This window comes from Streptomyces hokutonensis, assembly GCF_042751305.1.
GTDB classification, from domain to species: Bacteria; Actinomycetota; Actinomycetes; order Streptomycetales; family Streptomycetaceae; genus Streptomyces; species Streptomyces hokutonensis_A.
In genome coordinates this window covers 782,477-807,914 of the sequence record NZ_JBHYWD010000002.1, presented here as the reverse complement: position 1 = coordinate 807,914, position 25,438 = coordinate 782,477, and the positions used below count along the sequence as shown (strand labels likewise).

27 protein-coding genes are annotated in these 25,438 nt (G+C 70.9%); 8 read left to right on the top strand and 19 right to left on the bottom strand.

Features of this window, described 5'->3' with window-relative positions; genetic code table 11:
• The 6 genes from ACFXC1_RS09825 to ACFXC1_RS09800 form a co-directional block, all read right to left on the bottom strand.
• Nucleotides 1-1,200 (bottom strand): serine hydrolase domain-containing protein (locus ACFXC1_RS09825; RefSeq protein ID WP_381241086.1); only part of this gene is annotated, 1,200 nt, incomplete at its 3' end.
• Nucleotides 1,193-2,644: a class I adenylate-forming enzyme family protein gene (locus ACFXC1_RS09820; RefSeq protein WP_381241085.1), complete on the bottom strand. Its 1,452-nt coding sequence runs from the start codon at nt 2,642-2,644 to the stop codon at nt 1,193-1,195. The genes ACFXC1_RS09825 and ACFXC1_RS09820, both read right to left, overlap by 8 nt.
• A 4-nt stretch (nt 2,645-2,648) precedes the next feature.
• Nucleotides 2,649-3,071, bottom strand: coding sequence for a MaoC/PaaZ C-terminal domain-containing protein (locus ACFXC1_RS09815; protein ID WP_381241083.1), 423 nt, complete (start codon nt 3,069-3,071; stop codon nt 2,649-2,651).
• On the bottom strand, nt 3,068-3,523 hold the full coding sequence (locus tag ACFXC1_RS09810) for an FAS1-like dehydratase domain-containing protein (protein WP_381241081.1): 456 nt from the start codon (nt 3,521-3,523) through the stop codon (nt 3,068-3,070). The genes ACFXC1_RS09815 and ACFXC1_RS09810 overlap by 4 nt, the downstream gene beginning before the upstream one ends.
• A gap of 47 nt (nt 3,524-3,570) precedes the next feature.
• Nucleotides 3,571-4,416 carry an enoyl-CoA hydratase-related protein gene (locus ACFXC1_RS09805; RefSeq protein WP_043677472.1) on the bottom strand — a complete coding sequence of 282 codons (846 nt, stop codon included), beginning with the start codon at nt 4,414-4,416 and terminating at the stop codon, nt 3,571-3,573.
• 4 nt (nt 4,417-4,420) lie between these two features.
• Nucleotides 4,421-4,948: a PaaI family thioesterase gene (locus ACFXC1_RS09800; RefSeq protein ID WP_381241079.1), complete on the bottom strand. Its 528-nt coding sequence runs from the start codon at nt 4,946-4,948 to the stop codon at nt 4,421-4,423.
• 146 nt (nt 4,949-5,094) lie between these two features.
• On the opposite strand from ACFXC1_RS09800, the gene ACFXC1_RS09795 reads away from it, so the two are divergent.
• Nucleotides 5,095-6,291 (top strand): CaiB/BaiF CoA transferase family protein, encoded by a 1,197-nt coding sequence (locus tag ACFXC1_RS09795; RefSeq protein ID WP_381241077.1) that lies wholly within the window; start codon nt 5,095-5,097, stop codon nt 6,289-6,291.
• 5 nt (nt 6,292-6,296) lie between these two features.
• Here the strand turns inward: ACFXC1_RS09795 and ACFXC1_RS09790 are convergent, their stop codons facing one another.
• The 4 genes from ACFXC1_RS09790 to ACFXC1_RS09775 are packed head-to-tail and all read right to left on the bottom strand — an operon-like array spanning nt 6,297 to nt 9,879.
• Nucleotides 6,297-7,052 carry an SDR family NAD(P)-dependent oxidoreductase gene (locus ACFXC1_RS09790; RefSeq protein ID WP_381241075.1) on the bottom strand — a complete coding sequence of 252 codons (756 nt, stop codon included), beginning with the start codon at nt 7,050-7,052 and terminating at the stop codon, nt 6,297-6,299.
• Nucleotides 7,052-7,564, bottom strand: coding sequence for a nuclear transport factor 2 family protein (locus ACFXC1_RS09785; protein ID WP_381241073.1), 513 nt, complete (start codon nt 7,562-7,564; stop codon nt 7,052-7,054). The genes ACFXC1_RS09790 and ACFXC1_RS09785 overlap by 1 nt, the downstream gene beginning before the upstream one ends.
• Entirely contained in the window at nt 7,561-8,739 is a 1,179-nt protein-coding gene (locus tag ACFXC1_RS09780) for an acyl-CoA dehydrogenase family protein (protein WP_381241072.1), read from the bottom strand. The genes ACFXC1_RS09785 and ACFXC1_RS09780 overlap by 4 nt, the downstream gene beginning before the upstream one ends.
• A gap of 18 nt (nt 8,740-8,757) precedes the next feature.
• Nucleotides 8,758-9,879, bottom strand: a complete 1,122-nt coding sequence (locus ACFXC1_RS09775) for an acyl-CoA dehydrogenase family protein (RefSeq protein WP_381241070.1) — start codon at nt 9,877-9,879, stop codon at nt 8,758-8,760.
• 107 nt (nt 9,880-9,986) lie between these two features.
• Here ACFXC1_RS09775 and ACFXC1_RS09770 point away from each other — a divergent pair, with 107 nt between their 5' ends.
• Both ACFXC1_RS09770 and ACFXC1_RS09765 read left to right on the top strand, forming a co-directional pair.
• Nucleotides 9,987-10,808 (top strand): enoyl-CoA hydratase/isomerase family protein, encoded by an 822-nt coding sequence (locus tag ACFXC1_RS09770; protein ID WP_019071878.1) that lies wholly within the window; start codon nt 9,987-9,989, stop codon nt 10,806-10,808.
• Between the two features lie 32 nt (nt 10,809-10,840).
• Nucleotides 10,841-11,341, top strand: a complete 501-nt coding sequence (locus ACFXC1_RS09765; RefSeq protein WP_381241069.1) for a MaoC/PaaZ C-terminal domain-containing protein — start codon at nt 10,841-10,843, stop codon at nt 11,339-11,341.
• Here the strand turns inward: ACFXC1_RS09765 and ACFXC1_RS09760 are convergent.
• The 3 genes from ACFXC1_RS09760 to ACFXC1_RS09750 all read right to left on the bottom strand — a co-directional run bounded on the left by ACFXC1_RS09760 (nt 11,320) and on the right by ACFXC1_RS09750 (nt 14,100).
• Entirely contained in the window at nt 11,320-12,729 is a 1,410-nt protein-coding gene (locus ACFXC1_RS09760; RefSeq protein WP_381241068.1) for a family 1 glycosylhydrolase, read from the bottom strand. The genes ACFXC1_RS09765 and ACFXC1_RS09760 overlap by 22 nt on opposite strands.
• A gap of 110 nt (nt 12,730-12,839) precedes the next feature.
• The gene (locus ACFXC1_RS09755; protein ID WP_381241151.1) at nt 12,840-13,199 is read right to left on the bottom strand and encodes a GMC oxidoreductase; all 360 of its coding nucleotides are present in this window, start codon (nt 13,197-13,199) and stop codon (nt 12,840-12,842) included.
• A gap of 34 nt (nt 13,200-13,233) precedes the next feature.
• On the bottom strand, nt 13,234-14,100 hold the full coding sequence (locus ACFXC1_RS09750) for a crotonase/enoyl-CoA hydratase family protein (RefSeq protein ID WP_381241067.1): 867 nt from the start codon (nt 14,098-14,100) through the stop codon (nt 13,234-13,236).
• A 103-nt stretch (nt 14,101-14,203) separates the two neighbouring features.
• Here ACFXC1_RS09750 and ACFXC1_RS09745 point away from each other — a divergent pair, with 103 nt between their 5' ends.
• From ACFXC1_RS09745 to ACFXC1_RS09735, 3 genes are read left to right on the top strand one after another with little or no spacing between them, the layout of a single operon-like run.
• The gene (locus ACFXC1_RS09745; RefSeq protein WP_381241066.1) at nt 14,204-14,989 is read left to right on the top strand and encodes an enoyl-CoA hydratase/isomerase family protein; all 786 of its coding nucleotides are present in this window, start codon (nt 14,204-14,206) and stop codon (nt 14,987-14,989) included.
• A gap of 5 nt (nt 14,990-14,994) precedes the next feature.
• Nucleotides 14,995-16,137: an acyl-CoA dehydrogenase family protein gene (locus ACFXC1_RS09740; RefSeq protein WP_381241064.1), complete on the top strand. Its 1,143-nt coding sequence runs from the start codon at nt 14,995-14,997 to the stop codon at nt 16,135-16,137.
• The gene (locus ACFXC1_RS09735; RefSeq protein WP_381241062.1) at nt 16,134-17,156 is read left to right on the top strand and encodes an LLM class F420-dependent oxidoreductase; all 1,023 of its coding nucleotides are present in this window, start codon (nt 16,134-16,136) and stop codon (nt 17,154-17,156) included. The genes ACFXC1_RS09740 and ACFXC1_RS09735 overlap by 4 nt, the downstream gene beginning before the upstream one ends.
• Nucleotides 17,157-17,163: 7 nt before the next feature.
• On the opposite strand, the gene ACFXC1_RS09730 is transcribed toward ACFXC1_RS09735, so the two are convergent.
• The 6 genes from ACFXC1_RS09730 to ACFXC1_RS09705 all read right to left on the bottom strand — a co-directional run bounded on the left by ACFXC1_RS09730 (nt 17,164) and on the right by ACFXC1_RS09705 (nt 23,815).
• Nucleotides 17,164-17,922, bottom strand: a complete 759-nt coding sequence (locus ACFXC1_RS09730; protein WP_381241061.1) for a FadR/GntR family transcriptional regulator — start codon at nt 17,920-17,922, stop codon at nt 17,164-17,166.
• 5 nt (nt 17,923-17,927) lie between these two features.
• Nucleotides 17,928-18,329, bottom strand: a complete 402-nt coding sequence (locus ACFXC1_RS09725; RefSeq protein WP_381241059.1) for a Zn-ribbon domain-containing OB-fold protein — start codon at nt 18,327-18,329, stop codon at nt 17,928-17,930.
• Complete coding sequence (locus tag ACFXC1_RS09720) at nt 18,326-19,486, bottom strand: thiolase family protein (protein ID WP_381241057.1); 1,161 nt, start codon at nt 19,484-19,486, stop codon at nt 18,326-18,328. Before ACFXC1_RS09720 ends, ACFXC1_RS09725 begins: the two co-directional genes overlap by 4 nt.
• Before the next feature lie 4 nt (nt 19,487-19,490).
• Nucleotides 19,491-21,065, bottom strand: coding sequence for an AMP-binding protein (locus tag ACFXC1_RS09715; protein WP_381241056.1), 1,575 nt, complete (start codon nt 21,063-21,065; stop codon nt 19,491-19,493).
• A gap of 34 nt (nt 21,066-21,099) precedes the next feature.
• Complete coding sequence (locus ACFXC1_RS09710) at nt 21,100-22,590, bottom strand: aldehyde dehydrogenase family protein (RefSeq protein WP_381241055.1); 1,491 nt, start codon at nt 22,588-22,590, stop codon at nt 21,100-21,102.
• An 82-nt stretch (nt 22,591-22,672) separates the two neighbouring features.
• On the bottom strand, nt 22,673-23,815 hold the full coding sequence (locus ACFXC1_RS09705; protein WP_381241053.1) for an acyl-CoA dehydrogenase family protein: 1,143 nt from the start codon (nt 23,813-23,815) through the stop codon (nt 22,673-22,675).
• Nucleotides 23,816-23,900: 85 nt separating this feature from the next.
• On the opposite strand from ACFXC1_RS09705, the gene ACFXC1_RS09700 reads away from it, so the two are divergent.
• Together ACFXC1_RS09700 and ACFXC1_RS09695 are read left to right on the top strand one after the other, a co-directional pair.
• A complete protein-coding gene (locus tag ACFXC1_RS09700) occupies nt 23,901-24,656 on the top strand; it encodes an SDR family NAD(P)-dependent oxidoreductase (protein ID WP_381241052.1) in 756 nt (251 codons plus the stop codon).
• A 1-nt stretch (nt 24,657) separates the two neighbouring features.
• A complete protein-coding gene (locus ACFXC1_RS09695) occupies nt 24,658-25,437 on the top strand; it encodes an enoyl-CoA hydratase/isomerase family protein (protein WP_381241050.1) in 780 nt (259 codons plus the stop codon).
• Nucleotide 25,438 lies beyond the last annotated feature (1 nt).

Below are 25,438 nucleotides of genomic sequence, written 5' to 3'. Positions count from 1 at the left end.
ACTCTTCCCACCCCCCCCCCCCCCACCTGCCCGGCCGCGCCCCCCCAAGCCGCCCCGGGGGGGGGGCGGCGGTGCCCACCCCCCCCCCCCCCCCGCCAGGTTCGCGATGTTGGTGAGCAACGCCGTGCCGCGCCGCGAGTGGTCGTAGCCGGCGAGCGGGTAGCCGTTGCTCAGGCAGGCGAAGGACAGGCCGGACTCCGGGTCCATGAAGCCGAGTTGGTAGGCGGCGCCCGCGCTGCCGAAGAGCGACGGCGATCCGGTGGACGGGAGTTGGCTGCCGGCGTCAGGACCGGCCACCGTCACGAACAGGCCCATGCTGGTACGCCTGCTGCCGCCGCCCCCGTAAATCTGCTCCCCGTAAGGGAGTTGGGTCAGCCGGATCCGGGTGCCCTCCGCCACCGCCTCCGGCTTCCACAGGCCCGAATGCTCCAACGCCTGGAAGTACAGGGCGACATCGGCGGCGGTGGCAACCAGGGCGTGACTGGGCTCGCCGGCCGCCAGGACGCGGGGGTCGGCGAGGTACCACGGTCCCCAGGGGTCGGGTTCCTGGGTGTCGTCGGTGCGGTCGGTGGCGGTCATCGGGGCGACAGTGCCCGGCTGTTGGTCGACCGGCACGCCGAGTTCGATCGAGGTGAGGCCCAGCGGCCGGGCGATCCGCTCGTGGAGGTAGTCGGCGAAGGGCATCCCCGTGCGCCGCTCGACGATCTCGGCGATCAGCCAGGCGGCGGCGGTGAGATGGAACTGGAAGCGGGTGCCCGGCGGGGTGTCGAGCCGCCAGCGCCCGAAGGCGGCGAGCCGCTGCTCGCGGTCCAGCATCTTCGGGTAGCCGAGGGGGGCGAAGGGGAAGCCTGCGGTATGCGTGAGCACCTGCTCGACGGTCACCGTCTCCTTCCCGTTCGGCGCGAACTCCGGGATGATCGCGGCGACTTGCTCGTCCAGGTGCAGGAGCCCCTCACCGAGCAGCTTCCACACGACACCGGCGACGATCGACCGCCCGACGGACTGAAGGACGTATCGGGTGTCCGGTCCCGCGTCCCCCCAGGTCTCGAACGCCACCAGGCGACCACCGCGAGCCACCGCAACCTGCGCGGACGGCAGTGGCCCGTGCTCGACCTCCAGCCTGATCCGGCGCAGCAGGACGTCCAGCCGGTGCGGGTCCACCCCCACGCTCGAAGGGTCGACAACGGAGTGATCAGTCACGTGTTTCTCCTTGGCCGGGCTCGCGCAGTCGCTGCCGTACGACCTTGCCGTTGGCGTTGCGCGGCAGGTCGTCCACGAACCACCAGCGGACGGGGACCTTGAATCCGGACAGCCGGGTGCGGGCGTGCGCCCTGAGCGCGGCGGGGTCGGGCGGGGCTTCGAGGTCGGCCGGCACGACGAAGGCGACGACGGTCTGGCCGAGCCGTTCGTCGGGGGCGCCCGTGACGGCCACGTCCGCGACTCCGGGGTGTGCGGCCAGCACGGTTTCGACCTCCAGCGGGTGGACGTTCTCACCGCCCCTGATGATCATGTCGGTGCCGCGGCCGTACAGATAGAGGTAGCCGTCCTCGGCCACACGGCCCAAGTCACCGCTGTGCAGCCAGCCTTCGGGGTCGATCCGGAAGAAATGGTCGGCGCGGGCATGGATCTCGCCGATGCCGTCCGGTCCGGTGTCCCGCACCCGCAACTCGACGCCGGGTGCGGGCCGTCCCACGGACCGCAGCAGTTCGGTGCGGCCGGCGACCGCCTCCCGGTGGTCCTCGGGGGTGAGCACGCTGATGGGCGAGCCCTCGGTCTGCCCGAACATGTTGAGCATGCGGACGCCGGGCATCGCCTCGTACGTCCGGCGCAGGGTCCCGGGGCGGACGGGTGCGCCGCCGTACTGAAGAACCCTCAGCGTCTCGTGGTGTGCCTGGCCCGCTGCGAGAAGGGTCTCCAGCATCGCCGGGACCATGCTGGTGTGGGTGACGCCGAGTGCGCGCATCACGCCCCAGCCCTCGACGGTGAAGCGGGGCAGGCCGGTGATCAGCGCGCCCGCGGCCAGGGCGACGGCGATGTTGCCGAGGCCGGCGATGTGGTGGAAGGGGGCGCTGCCCCCGTAGAAACCGTCCGGATCGAGCGCGCAGAGGCGGCCGTTGACGCGGGCGCGGGCGGCCAGGCGGCGTTGGGTCATGGGGACGGGTTTGGGGAGGCCTGTCGTGCCTGAGGTGTGCAGGACGACGGCGAGGTCGTCCGGCTCGGCGGTCAACGGCCTTGCGCTCGGGCGGAGTTCGGGGACGACGACGGAGCGGCGGCCGGACAGCTCGGCGACATGTTCGCCGAGTTCCGCGAACTCGGGCTGCGCGAGGAGGAGTTGGGCTCCGGATGCCTCGACCACGGCCGCTATCTCGTACGGCGTCATGCGGACGCCGAGCGGGGCGAGCGGGTGGGCGGACCCCGCGCCGCCGATGACGAGCGCGAGGGCGTCGGCGGAGGTGGCAGCCAGGGCGGGTACCGGGGCGCCGGGGTGCAGGCCGAGGGTGTCCAGCCAGTCCGCGGCGCCGGCCGCCCGGTCCAGGAGTTCGTGTCCGGTCCAGGTGAGGTCCCCGAACCGGACGGCGGGACGGGAGTGGTCGCAGGCGGCGAGCACGGTCGCCGTCCAGGTGAACTCCTGCTCGCCGCCCACCTGTTCAGGGCTCCAGCAGTGCCGAAGCGGTGCCGGTGACCACCTCGGCGCCGTCCTGGGTGACGGTTCGCAGTGAGAAGTGGGCGACCGGCCCGTCCGGCGTGTCCTCGACCGACTCGACGGTCGCCGTGGCGGTCAGGGTGTCGCCGGGCCACACCTGGGCCTTGAAGCGCACCCCGAAGGTCAGCAGCGCCTCGACGCCGACCCAGTCGGTCAGGACGCGTCCCGTCATGCCCATCGTGAGCATGCCGTGGGCGAAGACGCCGGGGTAGCCCGCGACCTCGGTGGCGAACTTGTCGTCGGTGTGCAGCGGGTTGAAGTCGCCGGACGCGCCCGCGTATTGGACGATCCGGGTGCGCTTGAGGTCGTCGACCAGCACGCTCTCGCGGGTCTCGCCGACCTTGACGTCGTCGACACTCAGGCTCATCGGACGTCGTCCTTCCGGGTTGCGGGGCCCTCAGGCACGACGGCCACGGTGCGGGCGCTGACGACCGGTTCGCCGTCGGCGTCCCGGTACTCGGTGATCCGCTCGCTGAACAGCAGCCGACCCGTCCGGCCCTGCTTCTCCCAGCTGCGGCCGGCGACGGTGGTGGCGTACAGGGTCTCCCCCGCTCGCACCGGCCGGTGGTACGTGAAGTGCTGTTCGGCGTGCAGCCCGCCACCGCCCTCCGGCATCACGCCGGGCCCGGCGCCGGACCCGAACCACTCCTCGCCCGCCTTGGGCCGCAGCCGGTAGTCGGGATCGTGGTGGGCGCTCGCCATGGTGAAGGTGGGCGGTGCGAGTGCGCCCTCGCCGACATACGCCGGGTTCTCGTCGCCGATGGCCCGGGCGAACGCCAGGATGTGCCCGGCTTCGACGGGGAAAGGCTGCCCTGTCATCTTCCTTCTCCTCGGTCACTGCACACGGGAACGGTCCAACTCCTCGGTCAGTACGGCAGGAACGCGTCGCGGGTGGCCTCGTCCGGGTCGAAGTCCGGGGGCAGTCCCTCGAACTTGGGCTCCCGTTTCTCCACGAAACTGGCCACCCCTTCGCGGAAGTCCGGTGAGCCCGCGAAGAACTCCATGGCGGAGTAGGAGCGGGCGAGCGCTTCGGTGAAGGGCCGGTCGAGGTCGCCGTAGACCTGATGGCGCACGACGGCCATGGCGCGCGGTGAGCAGTTGCGTGCGATGTCGCGGGCGTAGGCGCGGGCCGCGTCGAGCAGGTCCTCGGGCTCTACGACCCGGCTGACGAGGCCGAGTTGCTTCGCCTCGTCGGCGTCGAAGACGCGGCCGGACAGGAGGAGGTCGAGGGCGTTCTCCAGGCCGATGACGCGCGGCAGGACGTAGGGGAGGTTGTACTCGCCGGCGAGGCCGCGGCGGGTGAAGGCGGTGGTGAAGCGGGCGCCCCGGGCGGCGAAGCGGACATCGCAGATCAGGGCCTGGACCAGGCCGATGCCCGCGCAGGCGCCGTTGACGGCCGCGATGAGCGGCTTGGGCATGTTCCGCCTGCTGTACATGGGCACGCGGGCCTGGAGATTGAGGGACTGTCCCGGCTGCGCGTTCTGTTCCAGGCGCTGGACGTCCATGCCGGGGCAGAACGCCCGGCCGGCGCCGGTGACGATCACGACGCGGACGGCGGGGTCGGCGGCGGCCTCGTCCAGCAGGGCGAAGAAGCGGCGCTCCATGGGGAGGCTCCACGCGTTCTTGCGCTCGGGCCGGTTGAGGGTGACGGTGGCGACACCGTCCTCATCGACCTCGTAGAGCACCAGGTCCCGGTCGGGTTCGTCGGGCATCGCGTCACTCCTCGGTCAGCGGTTCGATGGCGTCGATGGGCTGGATGGGGTCGATGGGCTGGATGGGGTCGCCGACGCCCGGTCGCTCGCCGGAGATCGTCACCACCACCTGCCCCCGGGCGCAGACGACCCCGTCGGTCATCACGTCGATGTCGGCGAAGTGCAGCCTGCGGCCCCGGCGGACGCAGCGCGCGTAGGCGACGGCCTCCGGGCCCCGGGCGGGCGCGAGGTACTGCACCGACATCGAGACGGTGCTGAGCAGACTCCCCTTCTCGAAGTCGTGCCCGGCGATCACGGCTCCCGCGCCCGCGGTGTCGATGAGCGCGGAGATCACTCCGCCGTGGAAGACGCCTTCGTGGGCGGAGAGTGCCTCGACGTAGGGAAGGACGACCTCCACGCCGTCGGGGTCCCAGCGGACCATGCGCAGACGACAGAGGCGGTTGAACGCGACGCCGCGCTCCCAGCGGGACCGGAACCACTCGCGGCGTTCGCGCTGTTCCTGGTCGGTGAGGGTCCTCGCCGCGACGGTCATCCGCACGCCCTCCGGTCTCGGCCGGTCAGCCGATCCATATAGTTACATGAATTGGATAGTTGAAGCAATCATCCGAGGCGCAGCCAGGGCGCCAGATGTATTATTTATATAACTCATTCGATGCCTGTGAACAGAGGGAGACCTCGATGCCGTCGACCGCCCTGGCCGGGATCCGCGTCCTCGACCTGTCCCGCATCCTGGCCGCACCGCTGGCCACCCAGATGCTGGCCGACCTCGGTGCGGAGGTCATCAAGGTCGAGCGGCCGGGCACCGGCGACGACTCACGGACGTACGGTCCGCCGTTCGCTCCGGGGACGGACACCGCGGCCTTCTACCTCTCCTGCAACCGCAACAAGCGATCCGTGACGGTCAATCACGCCACCACGGAGGGACAGGAGTTGATCCGCTCGCTCGCCGCCCGCTCGGACGTCCTGGTGGAGAACTTCCGCGCGGGCACGCTCGCGAAGTACGGCCTCGACCACGAGAGCCTGCAGGCGCTCAACCCGCGCCTGGTCTACCTGTCCGTCACCGGCTTCGGCCAGACCGGCCCCTATGCCGGGCGCCCCGGCTACGACGGCATCTTCCAGGCCATGTCCGGGATGATGAGCGTCTCCGGCCACCCCGACGAGCCAATGAAGGTCGGCGTCAGTATGGTCGACGTCCTCACCGGCCTCTACGCCTCGACGGCCGTCCTGGCGGCGCTGCGACACCGGGACGCCACCGGCGAGGGCCAGTTCGTCGACCTCTCCCTGCTGGACTGCGGGCTGGCCTCGCTGTCCCACTTCGCGATGAACTATCTGGTCTCCGGGGAGGTTCCGCGCCGGCGCGGCAACGGCGGCTACGGCGGAATCCCCTCCCAGGCGTTCCACTGCGCGGACAAGCCGCTCTTCCTCGTCGCGGGCAACGACAAGCAGTTCGCCGCGTTCTGCGCGGCGGCCGATCGCACCGACCTGCTCCAGGACCCCCGGTTCGCGACCACCTCCGCCCGGATCACCCACCGGGAGGAGATCCTGCCGGTCCTCGAAGCCATCATGCGGACCCGGACCCGGGACGACTGGCTGGCCCTCCTGGACGAACACGACGTGCCGGCGGGCCCGTTCAACGAGATGCCCGAGGTCTTCGCCGACCCCCAGATCCAGCACCGGGGGATGCTGGTCGAGGTCGACGATCCGGTGTCGGGCCCACTGCCCCTGCTCGCCAATCCGATACGGCTCACGGCGACCCCGGTCGAGGGCTACGCCCCGCCGCCCGCGCTGGGCGAGCACACCGCCGAAGTCCTTTGCGGGCTCGCCGGGTTGACGGAGGATCAGCTCGCGGGACTGCGCGCGCGGGGTGTCGTATAGCGGCATCACCCGATGAGGGTCCGGCCGCCCTCCAACATCAGCGTGGCGCCGGTCAGATAGGCCATGTCGTCGCTCACCAACGCGGCCACCGCCCGGCCGATGTCCGCCTCCGGGTCACCGAGCCGGCCGAGCGGGATCTCCCGCGCCAGTTCCTCCGCCTTCTGCGGATGCGCGGCCAGATAGAACTCCGCCGCCGGGCTGAGCGCGGCCGGGCAGACGACGTTCACCCGGATCCCGTACGGCCCCCACTCCCGCGCGGCGACCCTGCTCAGCCCACGGATCGCCTCCTTGGCCATGGCGTACGCCGCGAAGGTCGCCTCGCCCTGCACGGCCGCCGAGGAACCTAGGTTGACGACACTGCCCCGGCTCTCTCTCAGGTGGGGCAGGGCCGCCTGCATCGCGTGGAACACGGCCAACGGCCCGCTGCGGTAGGTGAGTTCGACATCGTCGTACGACGTCTTCTCCAGCCGGCGCTGCACCGAGGACTGGGCGTTGTTGACGAGCACGTCGAGGCCGCCGAACTCCCGAACCGTCTCGGCCACCATCCGGTCGACGTCGTCGCGCTCCCCCACGTCACCGACCACGGTGTACGCCCGCCCGCCGCGCTCGGCGATCTCCCCGGCGGTGTCCTTCAGCTTGCTCTCGGTGCGGCCGGTGATGACCACGGCCGCGCCCTCGCCCGCGAGCGCCAGGGCGATGCCCCGGCCCACGCCCTGTCCTCCGCCGGTGACCAGCGCCGTCCTGCCTGCCAACCGTGCCATCACGTCTCCTTCCAGAAGGCCGTCCACGTGGGGAAGGCCTCGGGCAGCGCCGGTTCTCCCGCGCCTTCCCAACCGTTGAAGCCGACTGCCTGCGGGCGGTCGGTCACGTCGGCCGCGTACCAGTGCTGTTCGCGGCGACGGGAGAAGTACCAGTCGCCGTCCACGCGCGCGTAGTCGTCGAAGTAGCAGATCGCCATCACGATCCACCGGTCCCCCACCTCGTGCTCGGCGCGGCAGTAGACCGCGCCGGTCGCGGTGTCGCGGCCGGTGAACTCGATGCGATGGCCGCAGATTTGATGCACCGAACGGTGGAATCCGCGCACGAGGGGCTCGATGTGCTGCCGCAGGACCTGCCGTCCCCTGCCATGGCGCCCCATGTCGACGTCGGGGCGGAAGCAGCCGACCCAGGCGTCCAGGTCGCGGGAGTCCACGGCCAGGGCGTAGCGGATGGGCAGTTGCTGGATGGCCTGGTGGGACTCGATACGGTCGAGGCGGTCCTCGACCGACGTCATGGCCGAGGCTCCTTGGGCAGACCGAGGAGCTGCTCCCCGATGATGTTGCGCTGGATCTCGCTCGAACCGCCGTAGATCGTCTCCGCCAGGGAGAGCAGGAACGAGCGCTGCCGGGTGTCGAGTTCATAGTCCTCGCCGACGATCTGTCCTGCGGGGCCGGCCAACTCCATGGCGAGGTGTCCGAGTTGCTGGTGGCGGGTCGAGGCGTAGAGCTTCGCCGTGGTGGCCTGGGCGCCGGGTGTGCGGCCCGCGGTCAGTTCGGCGAGGGTGCGCAGGTTGGTGGTGCGCATGATGCGTACGGAGATCCAGGCGTCCAGGATCCGGCGGCGCAGCATGGGGTCGTCCAACGCGCCCCGGGTACGGGCCAGTTCGATCAGCGCCTCGGCCTCCCGCTCGAAGCCGAGTTGCTGGGGCAGCAGGGTGGTGCCGCGTTCGATGCCGAGGGTGGCCATCGCGGTGCGCCAGCCCTGACCCACCTCGCCCACGGCCATGTCCGCACCGGTGCGCGCGTCGGAGAGGAAGACCTCGGCGAACTCGTCCTGGCCGGCGAGGTTGCGGATGGGCCGGATCTCCACGCCGGGCTGGTCGGTCGGGAGGAGCAGCAGGGTCAGGCCTTTGTGGCGCCGGGAGTCGGGATCGGTGCGGGTGAGGACGTAGAGCCAGTCGGCGTGGATGCCGAACGAGGTCCACACCTTCTGCCCGTTGACCACCCACTGGTCGCCGTCGCGCTCGGCGCGGGTGCGGACGGAGGCCAGGTCGGAGCCCGCTCCGGGTTCGCTGAAGCCCTGTCCCCACAGTTCCTCGACGGCGAGGATCGGGGGCAGGAAGCGCTTCTTCTGGGCCTCGTCGCCCATCGCGAGGAGCATCGGGCCAAGCAGGTCGAGGGCGTTGACGGTGGCGCGGTATGGAGCGTTCGCGCGGGCGTACTCGTACTCGAAGACGATCTCCTCGATCAGCCCGAGGCCGCGTCCGCCGTACTCCTTCGGCCAGGCCACGCCCAGCCAGTTCCCGGCCGACAGCTCTCGGTCCCAGGCGAGGCGTACGTCCCAGGCCGCGCCGTCGGTGGGGCCGCCCACCCCCCGGTGTTCAGCGAACTCCCCCACGAGGTGGTCGGCGAACCAGTCCCGCAGTTCGTCGCGGAAGTCGCGTACGGCGGGCCCGAAGTCCACTTCCATGTCTGTCTCTCCTGGGTGTCAGATGCCGAGCCGGGCGGCGAGCAGCTCCCGGTGGTACGCGGGTGTGCCGAGCAGCACCTCGGAGCTCTTGGCCCGCTTCAGGTAGAGGTGCGCGGGGTGCTCCCAGGTGAAGCCGATGCCGCCGTGCACCTGGATGCTGTCGCCCGCGACCTTGGTGAAGGCCTCCGAGCAGAAGGCCTGGGCCAGGGCCGCCGCGACGGCGATCTCCGTCTCGTCGCCGGCGTCCAGAGCCCACAGACCGGCGTACGCGGCCGAGCGGGCGGACTCGATCTCGACGACCATGTCGGCGCACTTGTGCTTGACGCCCTGGAACGAGCCGATGGGACGGCCGTACTGCTCGCGGATCTTGGCGTACGCGACCGCCGCCTCCAGGGCCGCCGCCGCTCCCCCGACCTGTTCGGCTGCCAGGAGGACGGCGGCCGTCGCGAGGGTGCGTTCGAGCGCGGGCCAGGCCGTGCCGTCGGTGCCCAGCAGACGGGCCGGGGTGTCCGTGAAGGTGATACGGGCCTGTTTACGGGTCTGGTCGAGGGTGGGGAGCGGTGTGCGGGTGAGGCCCGGGGCGTCGGCGGTCGTGACCGCGAAGAGGCTGACGCCGGCGGGGGTGCGGGCGGCGACCAGGATCAGGTCGGCGAGGTGTCCGTCGGGGACGTAGGTCTTCACGCCCGTGAGCCGCCAACTGCCCGCTTCCTCGCAGGCGTTGAGGTGGATGCCCTGTTCGTCCCAGCGCCCGTCGTCCTCGGTGAGGGCGAGCGTGGCCACCGTCTCGCCGGCGGCGATGCCCGGGAGGAGGTCGGCGCGGGCGGCCTCGTCGTCGCAGCGCAGCAGCGCCTCGGCGGCCAGGGCCACAGTGGCGAAGTACGGGGCGCACAGCAGGGCGCGGCCCGTCTCCTCGAAGACGACGCCGAGGTCGACGTAGCCGAAGCCGGAGCCGCCGTACTCCTCCGGTACGGCGAGGCCCTGGAGTCCGATCTCCGCGGCCATCCGCCGCCAGATCCACGGGTCGTGTCCGTGCGGGTCGGCGGCCAGGCGGCGCACGTCGGCCTCGGTGGCGTGCCGGGTGAGGAACGACCGTACGACCGTGCGCAGTTCGTCCTGTTCCTCGCTGAAGGTGAGATCCATGCCGAGCTTCCCGTCCTCGGTGCGCCCGTGTGCCGGACGCTTGCCGCACGCCTCTCGATACAGTTAGATAATTATAGTATCCGCACTGAATACACCAGGAGCGCGACGTGACCGATCCCTACGCCCCGTTCACGAGCCTGACCTTCGAGCGGCCCGCGCCCGGTGTGCTGCGCATCGTGCTCGACGCGCCGAACCTCAACGCCGTCGATCCGCGTATGCACGGTGAGCTGGCCGACGTCTGGCCGGTCGTCGACCGGGACGAGGAGACCCGCGCGGTACTGGTCCAGGGGGCCGGCAAGGCCTTCTCGGCCGGCGGGACCTTCGACTCCATCGAGGCCATGACCGAGGACTACGCCGTGCGGGCCCGGACGATGCGGGAGGCGCGGGACATGGTCTACGGGGTGATCAACTGCTCGAAGCCGGTGGTCTCCGCGATCCACGGCCCTGCGGTCGGTGCGGGGCTGGTCATCGGCATGCTGGCGGACATCTCGATCGCCGGACGCAAGGCGAAGATCGTCGACGGGCACACGCGGCTCGGGGTGGCGGCCGGTGACCACGCCGCGATCTGCTGGCCGCTGCTGTGCGGGATGGCCAAGGCCAAGTACTACCTGCTGACCTGCGAGGCGCTGACCGGCGAGGAGGCCGAGCGGATCGGCCTGGTGTCGAAGTGCGTGGACGACGAGGACGTGCACGCCGAGGGACTGCGGGTCGCGACCCTGCTGGCCGCCGGGCCCGCCAGCGCGCTGAGCTGGACCAAGCGGTCCCTCAACCACTGGTACCGCACGGCTCAGCCGCTCTTCGAGGCCTCGCTGGGGCTGGAGTTCTTCGGATTCGGCGGGCACGAGGTCGTCGAGGGACTCGCCGCCCACCGCGAGAAGCGCGCCCCGGACTTCGAGGGCGTGGGCGGCAAGCACCCGATCGACCTGTGACCCACGGACGCACGAGGCACGAGGAGCGCGCGATGACGACCAAGCACACCCGCACCGAAATCCCCCCGCTGGTAAAGGGGTTGACCTTCGAGGAGATGCCGGTCGGGCAGGTCTTCCGCACCGCCCGCCGCACGGTCACCGAGACCGACCTCGTCAACTTCGTCACCTGGGGCGGCTTCAACGAGCCACTCTTCTGGGACGCCTCGCACGCGGCCGACGGCGGCTACACCGGGCGGCTGGTCCCGGGCGCGCTGACGTACTGCATCGCCGAGGGACTCGTCCTGCAGACGAACGTGCTGCACGGCACGGGCCTGGCCTTCCTGCACATGGAACTGACCGTGCGGGGACCGGTCTATGTCGGCGACACGCTGTACGCCGTCGTGGAGACCACCGGCTCCCGGCCGTCCGGCAAGCCCGGCCGGGGCGTGGTGACCAGCCGGATCACGGTACGCAACCAGCGGGACGAGGACGTGCTCGTCTACACGCCGGTACGGCTGATCCGGGGCCGGGACTACGAGGCTCCGACGCGCTGATCCCGGGGGCCGGGCGGGACCAGGGTCAGCCCGGCCGCCGTACCCGGTGCCTCGGGCCCGGCGAAGGCTCCGGCCCGCAGCCAGTCCGACGGCATCGGCGGGCGCGGCGGGGGTTCGTGGTCGGGGACGGCCATCGCGTAGAGGCGGGTGTAGCGGAACTTCGCCTCCAGGTTGTCGAGCACCGACCAGTACTCGTAGCCGCAGACGTCCACACCGCGTTCGATCACCCGGCCCAGCCAGGAGAGTCGGGCGCGCAGCAGGGACCGGCGGCGGGCGTCGTCGCTGTGGCCGGCCCCGTCGACGAGGTCCAGGTCGCCCATGCCGTTGTCGACGACGGACAGCGGCGGCAGCAGTTCGCCGTAGAGGTCGTGGAGGTCCGCGACGGCGTCGGCCAGGCCCTCGGGGAGGATGGGCCAGCCGTACGCCGTCGTCTCCACGTCGTCGAAGGGGACGACCGCGAAGCCCAGGCCGACCAGGAGGCGGTTGACCTCGTTGAGCCTGCTCTGGCACTTGTCGGCCGGCAGGGCGCGGGCGAGGTTCTCCGGTGCGGTGACGCGGAACGGGGTGTGCCAGGACAGGCCGAGCAGGTCCTGCGGGGTGGCGATGACGTCGAGGTCCCCGAGGCGTACGCAGTCGGTGTCCTCGATCGGTGAGACGTCGTCCTCGGTCACCATGTGCTCGCCGAGCAGCAGGGGGTCGAGGAAGAGGCGGTTGGTCCAGCTCAGCAGGCGGTCCAGGGCGAGCCGGTCGAAGGGGTCCTCGGTGGCCGGGTAACCGCCGACGAGGGTGACCGTGGTCCCGATCCGGCCGCTCACGCCGGCGGCGCGGAGAGCGCGGGTGGCGAGTCCGTTGGCGAGCAGGATGTGATGGACGGTGGGCAGGCCCGCGCGGCCGATGCCCCGGCCCGGGGTGTACATCCCGGCCACGTGGTCGGCGAGGGTGGGTCCTGCCAGGTCGGTGGAGGTGATCCAGCGGGTGACGCGGTCGCCGTAGCGGCGGCCCAGCTCGGCGGCGTAGACGGCGAAGTGCTCGGCGGTGTCGCGCTCGAGCCAGCCCCCACGCTCCTCCAGCCAGGGCGGCAGCGACCGGTCGAAGAGAGTGAGACAAGGGCGCAGGCCGAGGGCGAGCAGGGAGTCGAGTTCGCGGTCGCAGCGGTCCAGGGCCGCGTGGTCCCAGCTGCCGGGGCCGTCGGGCTGGAGCAGCGGCCATCCGGCGACCATCCGGTGCGTGTCGGGCGTGACGCCGACAAGCCGGCGGATGTCGTCGGTCCACTGGCGGAAGTGCCCCGCGCGTTCCGGCGCGGGCGGCGGAGGGGCCGCGATGGCGTCCGCGGTGGCGACTCCCCAGTCGACACCGTGGAAAGACTCCTGCAGGAAACCATCGCTCATGGTCACCGTCCCGGGCGGAATAGCTAACGCATTCAACTGAATGCCCGCCGTCCGGACGCTAACACTTCGGGGATACGACGACAATGTTTCGGACAGATCTCATCGGTTCGTCAAAGTGTCGGGGCGGGGTCGGCCCGTGTCCAGAGCGGGGCCGGAGGGATACCGGGCCATGGCCATGATCGCCGGTCGAGGTTGCGGGAGAGCAGGGCCGAGCGGTCGACGATCCGCAGGCCGGCGACACCGCGCACGCGCTGCCGGACGTCCACAAGGTCGTCGCCGGCCGGACATGCCGGGCGGGTTCCGACTGCGTGACGGCCGCGGCGGACGTGATCGAGGGCCGCCGCGATGATCTCCCGGTCGCCGCGCACGGTTGGATCGGGGGACGTTTCGGCCATGATCGGAACGGTCCCGAAGACCTGAGTCGTACGGCGCGAGAGGGCGCGCCACGCGGTACAGCGGCCCGTCCACACCTGAGTCCGCAACCTCGCCCCACTCCGGTGACGCCTACTCCCCCAAGGGCCGGAACTCTTCCTCCCCCCACCAGGGATAGACGGCCGGCATGTCCTTGCTGACCCGGCCCGGGAACGCGGGCGGCCGCTTGGCGAGGAACGACTCGACGCCCTCCACCGGGTCCGGACCGCCGCCGATCTGGCTCATGATCCGCGAGTCGAGGCGGTGCGCGGCCATCGGGTGGGGCTCGCCGAGCATCCGCCACATCATCTGCCGGGAGAGGGCGACCGAGATCGCCGAGGTGTTCTCGGCGATCTCGCGGGCGAGTTCGTACGCCGCCGGCAGGAGTTCCTCCGGCGGATGGACGGAGCGGACCAGCCCCGCCGACAAGGCCTCCTCGGGGCCGAAGACGCGCCCGGTCGCCACCCATTCCATGGCCCGTTGCATCCCCACGGCCCGTGGCAGGAACCAGCTGGCCGCGGACTCCGGCACGATGCCCCGGCGCGCGAAGACGAAGCCGAACTTCGCCGAGGTCGAGGCCAGCCGGATGTCCATGGGCAGGGTCATGCTGGCCCCTACGCCGGCCGCAGGGCCGTTGACCGCCGCGATGACCGGCTTGGTGCTTGAAAAGATCCGCAGCGCGACCCGGCCGCCGGTGTCCCGGTGCCAGGCGCCTGCCTTGCGGTGGTCGAACGACGACCCGCCGGAACTGACGTCGGCGCCCGCGCAGAAACCGCGCCCGGCTCCGGTCACCACGATCACCCGTACATCGTCGTCGGCGTCGGCCGCGTCGAAGACGTCGAGGAGGTCGCCCATCATCTGCGGGTTGAAGGCGTTCAGCTTCTCGGGCCGGTTGAGCGTGACGGTGAGGATCCGGTCCGCCACCTCGGCCCGCACGGTCTCGTACTCCTGCTCCGGCATGCGTCCTCCGTCGGGCTCAGCACTCCACTATCTGGTTCTCATAAAGCTCAATTAGTTATAGCATTCAACTCTACTGAACTGTTCCTGGATGGTGGCGGTGGAGATGACGGATCTGGTGGTGACGGCCCTCGGGCCGGTCCGGCTGATCGAGCTGAACCGGCCGGACCAGCTCAACGCGATGAGCGAGGAGCTGCACTCGGGCCTGGCGTCGGTCTGGGACACGGTCGCCCACGACCCCGAGGCACGGGTGGTCGTACTCACCGGCCGGGGAAGGGCGTTCAGCGCGGGTGGCAACTTCGACATCATGACCCGGGTCCAGCGCGACCCCGCCTTCCGGCAGCAGAACGTCGACGAGGCCAGGCGGATCATCACCGGCCTGGTCCGCTGCCCGTTGCCGGTGATCGCGGCGGTCAACGGGCCTGCTGTCGGCCTTGGTTGCAGCCTGGCCCTGCTGAGCGACCTGGTGCTGATCGCGGACGACGCGTACGTGGCCGACCCGCACGTCCAGGTCGGTCTCGTCGCGGGCGACGGCGGCGCGCTCGTCCTGCCCCTGCTCGTCGGCCTGACCCGGGCGAAGGAACTCCTCTTCCTGGGCGAGCGGGTAAGCGCCGAAGAAGCGGTCCGGCTCGGCATCGCCAACCGCGTCGTACCGAAAGACAAGCTCCTGGACGAGGCCATGGACCTGGCCGGACGGCTGGCCGCCCTGCCCGCGCAGGCGCTGCGCGGCACCAAGCGGGCGGTGAACCTTCATCTGGAGCAGGCCATGGCCGCCGTACTGGAGCCGGCACTGCTCGCCGAGCGGGACAGCATGCACGACCCGGACCACATCACCGCGGTGGAGAAGATCATCGCCTCGCGCGGTCGTCGCCGCGCCGGTGCGGAGGGCTGAGCGGCATGGACTTCGCGTTCAGCGACGAGCAGGAGGAACTGCGGCGCACCGTACGGGCGTTCCTCGCGGACACCTCCCCCGAGACCGAGACACGACGGCTGATGGAGACGCCGGAGGGCTTCGACCGGGCACTGTGGCGCCGGATGGGGACGGAACTCGGTCTTCAGGGGCTGGCCGTCCCCGAGGAGTACGGCGGTGCCGGATGCGGGGCGGTCGAAGTGGGCGTGGTCATGGAGGAGTTGGGCCGCGCGCTCGCGTGCACGCCCTTCCTCTCCTCGGCCGTATTGGCGACGACCACCCTGCTGCGCTGCGACGACGAGGACGCCCGCAAGCGTCTGCTGCCGGGGCTCGCCTCCGGCGAACTGGTCGGGACACTGGCCCTGACCGAGGACTCGGCCCGCTGGGACGCGGCCGGAGTCGCGCTCAATGCCCGCGAGTCCGACGGCAGTTGGATGCTGACCGGACACAAGATGTTCGTCCTCGACGGCGCCAGCGCGGACTTCGTCCTCACCGTCGCCCGAACCGACGACGGCATCGACGTCTTCTGGGTCGACGGCGACGCGGCCGGACTGACCCGCGCTTCCCTCCCGACGATGGACCCGACCCGCCGACAGGCCCGCCTCGACTACGACAACGTACCGGCGACCCGGCTGCGTACGTACGGAGACGGCTGGGACCTCGTCTCGCAGGTGCTCGACCGGGCCGCGGTGGCACTCGCCGCCGAGCAGGTCGGGGTGGCCTCCCGCGCGCTGGACATGGCAGTGGAGTACGCCAAGGTGCGGCATCAGTTCGGGCGGCCCATCGGCTCCTTCCAGGCCGTGAAGCACATCCTCGCCGACGTCCTCCTCGAAGTGGAGTCGGCGCGTGCCGCCGCGCACTACGCGCTCCTCGCGGCAGCGAACGAGGACCCGGACCTGCCCGCGGTGGCGAGTCTCGCCAAGGCGTTCTGCTCCGACGCGTGTCTGCAGGCGACGGCGGAGAACATCCAGGTCCACGGCGGCATCGGCTTCACCTGGGAGCACCCGGCCCACCTGTATCTGAAGCGGGCCAAGACATCTCAACTCCTGTTCGGAGACCCGGCGTACCACCGCGAACTGCTCGCGCGGCGCATCGGGTTGGACGCGGTCACAGTGGACGGAGCGGCATGAAGGTCGACGGAAAGCTCAGTGTGTGGGGTACCGCGGAGGTCGTGGCGGAGGCCCTCCAGCACGAAAAGGCGGGCTACGACGGCCTGTGGGCCTCGGAGTCGAAACACGACCCGTTCCTGCCGCTGCTGCTCGCGGCCGAGCACACCGAACGGCTGGAGGTCGGCACGGCGATCGCCGTGGCGTTCGCCCGCTCCCCCATGCAACTCGCCTACACCGCGCATGACTTGCAGACCTACGCCGGCGGGCGCTTCTCCCTCGGCCTCGGCAGCCAGATCAAACCGCACATCGAGCGGCGCTTCGCCATGCCGTGGAGCCGCCCCGCCGCCCGTATGCGGGAGTACGTGAGCGCGCTGCGCGCCATCTGGGCCGCCTGGAACGAAGGCGAGAAGCTCGACTTCCGCGGCGACTTCTACACGCACACGCTGATGTCCCCCTTCTTCTCTCCCCCGCCCGCTCCCGGCGGCGCCCCGAAGGTCTTCGTGGCGGCGGTCGGCGAGGCGATGACCCGGGTTGCGGGCGAGGTCGCCGACGGGCTCCTGGCACACGGCTTCACCACCGAGCGGTATCTGCGGGAAGTGACCCTCCCGACCGTCGAGTTGGGCCTCGAACGGTCCGGCCGCACGCGCGACGACTTCTCCGTCTCCCATCTCCTCCTCACCGCGACCGGCCGCACCGAGGAGGAGCTAGCCCGCGCGATCGACGGCACCCGCCGCCAGATCGCCTTCTACGGCAGCACACCCGCCTATCGCGGCGTCCTGGAACTGCACGGCTGGGGCGAACTCGGCGACGAGCTGAACGCGCTGTCGAAGTCGTCCCGGGAGGACAAGTGGGAGGCGATGGGCGGGCTCGTCGACGACGACGTCCTGCACACCTTCGCGGTCGTCGCGGAGCCGGACCGGGTAGCGGGCGAGATCAGGCGCCGGTACGGGAGTCTGGTCGACCGGGTGTCCTTCTACACCGCGTACGAGATCGACGCCGAGGTGTGGGAGCCCATCGTCCAGGAGTTGCACGGGAGTTGACGGTACGTCAGCCGAGCAGGTCCAGGACCGTCGTCATGGACCTGCTCTGCAGCAGGTAGTCCTCGGCCTCCTGGAGATGCAGGCGCCACAGCTCCTCGGCGGCCTCGGCCCGGCGCCCGGCGACCAGTTCGACGAGGGCGCCGTGGGCGCGGAAGCCCCGGCGGTTGGCCCGGATGTTCTCGGGGCTGCCGGCGTCGAGGTCGACGTGGGACCAGTTCGCCTGGTCGATGATGTGCCGGACCATGCCGTTGAGGACGCTCAGCGTCTCGTTGCCCGCGAGCTCGACGACGAGGGCGTGGAACTCCATGTGGGCGCGGATGAAGGCCGAGGGGTCGTCCATGAGTCCCTCCGCCTCGGCGACGGAGGCCCGCAGCCGCTCCAGGTCACGCTCCGTGCGGCGCTCGGCCAGCAGTCCGGCGCACGGCGCCTCGATGACCGTACGGGCGTCGTAGACGTCCTTGAGAGTCGTGCCGCGGTACTCGAGAACGACTCCCGCGTAGCGGGCGGCGACCGTGCCCTCCGGGACCTGCACCCGCGCCCCGCCCCGGGCGCCCCGGCGCACGCTGATCAGCGACTCCGACTCCAGCACCCGGAACGCCTCGCGCAGCGTCGGCCGGGAGACGGCGAACTCCGCCATCAGGGCCGTCTCGGCGGGCAGCGCCTCCCCCTCGGCGAGTTCCCCGCGCACGATCTTGCGGCGCAGCTGTGCCGCCACCAGCTCGGCCATCTTGGGAACCCGCACCGGCGTGTTCGCCACGGCATCCATCTCCTTCAGTCACCTGGGACCGGCACGAAGTACGGCAGGGTGATCTCGTCGGTGAGAGGCCGGAAGTCCACGCGCACCCGCATGCCGATGGTCACGTCGTCCGGGTCGCCCGCGTCGACGTGGGTCAACAGAGTGCCGCCCTCGTCCAGGTCGATCACGGCCAGCGCGAACGGTGTCTCGAAGCCGGGACCGGGTGCGCGGTGGACCACGGTCACCGAGTAGACGGTGCCCCGGCCGGCGCTGGGCACGTACCGCCAGTCCGCCGACATGCAGCCGGGGCAGGCGGGTTCGGGCACCAGGAAGCGCAGCCCGCAGGCCGGGCAGTGCGGGACGACGAGGTCACCGCGCCGGGCCGCCTCCCAGAACGGCTGGGACAGCGGAGTGGGGACGGGTACTGGCCGGCTCATCGGCTCCTCCCCAGCACGCTCATCTCGTAGTGCTGCGCGCCGGAGCCGGCGTTGCCGACGACCGCCAGCTCCGCGCCCTCGACCTGGTGGACGGCGGTGCCGCGCAACTGCCGTACGGCCTCGACGACTTTGAGGGTCATCTGCTGGGTTCCGTTCCACGCGTACGCCAGGCAGCCGCCGTCGGGATTGACGGGGTGCTTGCCACCGACGGCGATGGCACCGCTGGCCGCCAGCGGGCCTCCCTCACCCTCACCACACAGCCCGAGGACCTCCAACTGCCGGATGATCTCGAAGGAGTTGGGGTCGTAGAGGGAGAAGACGTCCACGTCCTGCGGGCCGATGCCCGCCATGGCGTAGGCGCGGGTCGCCGCGTCCCGGCCGAGTTGACCGACCTCCCGGTACAGCGCGGGGTTGGCGTACGCGGCCTGGTGGTACTCCATGCCGCCGCCGAGCACGGCGACGGGCGGGTGGGGCAGGTCCCGGGCCCGTTCGGCGGTGGTCACCACGAGGGCGGCGCCGCCCTCGCCGACGATGCAGCAGTCCAGCAGGTGGAACGGTGTGGCCACCATGCGGGAGGCGAGCACGTCGTCGGCGGTGTACGGGCCGCGGCCGTACATCATCGCCTCCGGATTGGTGGTGCCGTTGTTGCGGACGGTGGCGGCGACCTCCGCGAGCTGGTGGGCGGTCGTCCCGTACTGGTGCATGTGCCGGGCCGCCACCAGTGCGAACTGGGCGACGACGTAGCTGCCCCAGACGTCGGCGAACTCCAGCGGTACCCCGGCACCGACGGGACCCGCACCCCGCGAGACCAGCTTGCAGCCGCCGACCACGACGGTGTCGGCGAACCCCGCCCGTACGGCCGCCGCCGCCTTCAGCAGGCCCCGCGAGCCGGCGTTGTCGAGCATCGAGTCACTGGTCCAGCGCAGGTCCCGGCCGAGCATCCGCGCCCAGGAGCTGCCCTCGCCGGGCACACCGCCCGGGCCGGGCCAGTCGACCTGGGCGCCGTCGACGTCCGCCGGGGTCAGTCCGGCGTCGTCGATCGCGCCGCGCACCGCTTCGAGGGCGAGACCCATCGCGTCGCGGTGCGGGAGGGACAGGGCCTGCTCGGTGGCGTGGATGCCGACAACGACGGGTTGGCGGTCGCTCAGGCCGTTCACGGCGTCACCGTCCCGCACCGAGCTGGTCGCCGCCGGGGTAACCGCCCCCGCCGAAGCGCTCGTCGAGCGCCTCGTAGTCCTTGGCGAAGTCCTTGGTGCGCGGCAGCGCCTCGACGAACTCCACCGTCTTCGGCTTCTTGTACGAGGCGATCCGCGCCCGGCAGTGCTCGATGACGTCGGCGGCCGTGACCGCCTCGGCGTCGGGGTGGAGAACGACGACCGCTTTGACGTCCTGCGCCCAGCGCTCGTTCGGGACGCCGATCACGGCGGCCTCCTTCACCGCCGGGTGGGACTCGATGCAGTTCTCCACCTCCGCCGGGAAGATGTTCTCGGCCGCCGACTTGAGCATGCGCGTCGTGGTGCCGAGGAAGCTGATCGTGCCGTCGCTCTCGCGCCGGCCGAGGTCGGTGGTGTGCCACCAACCGAAGCGGAAACGCTCCTCGTTGATCTCGGACCGGTTCCAGTAGCCGAGGTGCACGAGGTCGCCGCGCACGCAGATCTCGCCGGCCTGGCCGACCTCGCACTCCTTGCCGGTGCCGTCCAGGATGCGTACGGCGGTGAAAGGGCCGGGGCGTCCGGCGTTGCCGGTGCCCGTGCCGCCGTAGGCGCCGGTCACGGCGAAGCCCGTCACCTCGGTCTGGCCGTAACCACGGCCCTCGCCGCCGCCGTTGCGGGTGAAGCGGCTGGTGTCGGTGGGGACCGTGCTCTGCCACAGGGGGGCGGCGACGCTGGCGCGCAGGTGCGAGAGGTCGTGGCCCGCCTCCCTGTTGAGGGCGACGAGTTGGGCGATCGTCGGCGGCATCAGGTACGCGTGCGTGCACCGCTCGGACGCCAGCAGCGGGAGCAGTTCCTCGGCGACGACCCGGCGGACGACGACGTTCTTGCCGCCGTGCACGAAGGCCGGGACGCCCCAGAACTGGTAGTTGCCGATGTGGAACATCGGTCCGGCGCCGAGGAAGGCGGTCTCGGTGCCGATGTCCCCCATCCAGGCGGAACTCGCGCCCATGGCAAGGAGGTTGCGGTGCGAGAGCATCGAGCCGGACTGGCGTCCGGAGATCGCCGCGGTATAGATGACCAGGAGCGCGGAGTCCGGGTCGACGTCGACGGCCGGGTCCTCGGGCTCGCCCGAGGCCAGGAAGGACTCGTAGGAGCCGGGGCCCTCGGAGTCGTGCCGCAGCCACAACGCCCGGTGGTCGCTGCCCAGTTCCGCCCGCGCCTTGCCGACCGTGTCGCCGATCTCCTCGTCCTGCCAGATCACCACCCGGGGGTCGAAGTCCTCGACGGCGAAGGCCATTTCGGGGGCGGCCCAACGCCAGTAGCCGGGACAGACCATGGCGCCGATCTTCGCGGCGGCGCCGAGCAGTTCCCAGATGCGGAAGGAGTTCTGCCCCAGCCACAGGACACGGTCGCCGGGGCCGACCCCGGCGACCGTCAGGGCGTTGGCGAGGCGGTTGGTGCGCTCGTCCAACTGCGGCCAGGTCAGCCGGACTTCGCCGTCGACGAGGGCGATGCCGTCGGGGAAGGACCGTCGGTGCTCACGGATGATGTCGCCGAACGTCAGGCGGCGGGCGGAATGCATGCTCTTGACTCCCAGGGCTTTCGGAAGGCGGGCGTCAGACGCGGCTGATGCCGACACCCTTGACGTGGACGAACTCGTCGAGACCCGCCTTGCCGCCCTCCCGGCCGAACCCGCTCGTCCCGACGCCGCCGAACGGCGTGGTGGGCGAACTGATGGGGTTCGGGCCCGGGTTGACGTAGACCGTCCCGGCTTTCAGACGTGGCACCAGACGGTTCACGCGCCCGATGTCACGGGACTGGATGTAGGCGGACAGGCCGTACTCGGTGTCGTTGGCGAGGGCGACGGCCTCGTCCTCCGTGTCGAAGGGGGTGATGGCCAGGACCGGGCCGAAGATCTCCTGCTGGGCGAGGTCGCTGCGGTTGTCGACGTCGGCGAAGACGGTCGGGGAGACGAAGTAGCCGTCGGCGTCGATCCGTTCACCGCCGTACACGAGCCGCCCCGCACCACCTTCGGCCGCTTTGTCGATCACGCCCTGGACCCGGTCGCGGGCGGCTCCGTCGATGAGGGGGCCGATGTACGTCGCCGGGTCGAGCGGGTCACCGACGGGCAGGTGCGCGACCACACCGGTGACACGCGCGACGACCTCGTCGTAGACCGACCGCTCGACCAGCAGCCGGGTCGGCAGCGCGCAGCCCTGGCCGGTGTTGCTCATGGCGAAGGCCGCGCAGTACGGCACCACGGTGTCGAGGTCGGTGTCGGCGAAGAGCAGGTTGGCGGACTTGCCGCCGAGCTCGAACAGGACGGGTTTGAGGCTCAGCGCCGCGTCGGCCATGATGCGGCGTGCGGTGGCGGGTCCTCCGGTGAAGGAGATCTTGTCCACGCCGGGGTGGGTGACCAGGGCCGATCCCGCGTCACCGAGTCCGGTGACGACGTTGACGACCCCCTCGGGGATGCCCGCCTCGCGGGCCAGGTCGGCGAAGAGCAGCGCGGAGAACGGCGTGGACTCGGCCGGTTTGATGACCACGGTGTTGCCGGCGGCGAGCGAGGGCGGGACCTTCATCGCCAGGGACAGTGCGGGTGAGTTCCAGGTGATGATGTGGCCGATGACGCCGTAGGGCTCGGCGATGGTGTACTCGACGTTCTCGTGCGGGCTGTAGGCCGCGCCGACCATGCCCTCGATCTTGTCGGCCCAGCCGGCGTAGTACTCGGTCCACTCGGCGACGTGCGGACCGACGTTCGAAGCCCAGCCGCCGACGCAGATGCCGTTCTCCAGCGGGCAGATCGCCGCGAAGTCGGGGATGTGGTCGCGGAGGAGCTGCGCGAAGCGGGTGAGCAGTCGGCGGCGCTCGGCGGGGCGCATGGTGCCCCACACCTCGAAGGCCTGGCGTGCGGCGGCGACGGCCCTGTCCACCTCGGCGGGGCCCGCGAGCGGGATGTGCGCCTGGACGAGGCCGGTCGCCGGGTTGCGGTGCTCGTACTGGCCGCCACTCGTGTCGGTGACGTCCTTGCCGCCGATGACCAGGCGGGGGCGCGGCAGGTCGTGCTTGGCTCTGTCCTGGTGCAGCTTCACGTCGACCGTGACCACGGTTGCCTCCTTGAGCCGCATCCCACATCTCGCTTAAATAGCTAACCTATTTATCCAAGACAGTCAATGAGTGCGGCCGGTGTCAGAGCCCGAGCGAGCGCCCGATGATCTCCTGCATGATCTCCGAGGTGCCGCCGAACACCCGCTGCACCCGGCTGTCGCGCCAGATCCGGGCGATCTCGTACTCGTTGACGTAGCCGTAGCCGCCGAACAGCTGCATGCAGCGGTCGATGACCTGCCAGCCGGTCTCTGAGGTCCAGTACTTGGCCGCCGCGGCCTCCTCGGGCGTCAACTCGCCCTGGAACAGGGCCATGATGCAGCCGTCGACGTAGACGCGGGCGGCGCCCAGCTTGGCCTTGATGTCGGCGAGCGCGAACCGGTTGGCCTGGAACTCGCCGATCGGCTGCCCGAACGCGGTGCGGGTCTTGGCGTAGTCCAGCGCCAGTTCGTACGCCCGCTCGGCGGACGCCAGGGAGGAGACGGCGATGGCGAGGCGCTCGGTGGGGAGGTTGCCCATCATGTGGTAGAAACCGCGGTTCTCCTGCCCGATGAGGTTCTCGGCGGGGACGCGGACCTCATGGAAGAAGAGTTCGGCGGTGTCCTGGGCCTTCATCCCGACCTTGTCGAGCTTGCGTCCGCGCTCGAAGCCCTCCGTGTCCCGCTCGACGACGATCAGGCTGATGCCCTTGTGCCCGGCGTCGGGGTCGGTCTTGCAGGCGACGACCACCAGGTCCGCCAGGATGCCGTTGGTGATGAAGGTCTTGGAGCCGTCGATCACCCACTCGTCCCCGTCGCGGCGGGCGGTGGTGCGGATGGCCTTGAGGTCGGATCCGGCGGCCGGCTCGGACAGCGCGAGCGCGCAGATCGTCTCGCCGCTGGTCACTCCGGGCAGCCAACGGGCCTTCTGCTCAGGGGTGGTGAGGTTCGTCAGGTAGGGCGGGATGACGTCGTTCTGCAGCCCGAGCCCGATACCGACCGAGCTGGTGGCCGCCATCTCCTCGGCCATGATGGCGTTGTAGCGGAAGTCCCAGATCCCCTGGCCGCCGTACTCCTCCGGGAACTGCCAGCCGATGAGTCCGGCCTTGCCCGCCGCCGCCCACGCGGCCCGGCTCACCTGTCCGTCCCGCTCCCACTGCTCGGCGTACGGAGCGCATTCCCGCAGGTAGTAGGAGCGGGCGGTCTCGCGGAACAGCTCGTGCTCCTCGGTGAAGATCGTTCGGCGCATTCTCGACTCCGCTCAGGCATCTCGCTTATTTAGCTGAAGTAGTTATACGATAGCGCTGTATCGAGAGCCGGGCGAGGGAGGGCGCGTGAGCGTACGGGACAAGGTGGCACTCGTCACCGGAGCGGGCCGCGGCATCGGCGAGTCGATCGCGGACCGGCTCGCCGCCCAGGGAGCCGCGGTCGCCGTCTGCGACCTGGACGCGGAGGCGGCCGACAAGGTCGCGGGGCTGCTCGCGGAGCGGTACGGCGTGCGCGCCACGGGAGTCGGCGCGGACATCTCCGACAGCTCGGCCGTACGTGCCGCCGTGGAACAGGTGGCCGCCCAACTCGGCCCGGTGGACGTCCTGGTGAACAACGCCGCCGTCGACGTCATCGGCCGCTTCGTCGACAGCTCCGAGGAGACCTGGGACAGGATCATCGCCGTCAATCTGCGCGGGACGATCACGATGACCCGGGCCGTCCTCGACCCGATGATCGAGCGGGGCGGCGGCCGGATCGTCCACATCGCCTCGGACGCCGGCCGGGTCGGCTCGTCCGGCGAGGTCGTGTACTCCGCGACGAAGGGTGGTGTCATCGCCTTCGGCAAGGCCCTGGCCCGCGAGGTCGCCCGGCACGGCATCACCGTGAACAGCGTCTGCCCGGGGCCCACCGACACCGCGCTGCTCGGGCAGGTCGCCGAGTACAGCCAGAAGATGTACGACGCGACCGTGCGGGCCATCCCGCTGCGCCGCGTTGCCCAGCCCGCCGACATCGCCGGTGTGGTGGCCTTCCTCGCGTCCGACGACGCCGCCTACATGACCGGGCAGACGCTCTCGGTCAGCGGCGGCCTCACGATGGTCTGAGGTGAGCACCGTGCTGCGTGTCGAACTCCGGGACAGAATCGCCGTGTTGACTCTCGACCGGCCGGAGCGGCTCAACGCGATCGGCTCCGAGACCGTGGACCGCCTCACCCGGGCGCTGGACGAACTGCGCGACAACGACGACGTACGCGCCCTGGTCGTGACTGGAGCGGGCCGAGCCTTCTCGGCCGGGGCCGACATCGGTGAGATCGAGTCGTTCACGACACCCCGGCAGTTCCATACCTTCGTCCAGCACCTGACCGACACGTACGCGCTGTTGGAGGACTTCCCCAAGCCCTCGGTCGCGGCCGTCCACGGCTTCGCCTTCGGCGGCGGCCTCGAACTCGCGCTTGCCTGCGACCTGCGGGTCGCGGAGCGGGGCGCGCGGCTCGGCCTTCCCGAGATGAAGCTCGGCGTGCTGCCGGGCGCGGGCGGCACACAGCGGCTGCCGCGCCTGATCCCGCCCGCGATCGCCAAGCAGATGATCCTCACCGGCGAACCGATCGACGCGGAACGGGCCCACGCGCTCGGACTGGTCAACGAACTCGCCGAGCCCGGTAAGGCGTTGGGCGTCGCCGAGTCTCTCGCCGCCGCGCTGGCGGCCGGGGCCCCGCTGGCGCTCGCTGCGGGCAAACGGCTCATCGACTACGGCCTCGGGATGGATCTGGAGGCGGCGATCTCCTACGAGCGCGAGACCGTCTCGGTGCTCTTCTCCACCGAGGACCGGGTCGAGGGACTCAAGGCCTTTCGGGACCGCCGACCCGGCGATTTCCAGGGCAAGTAGC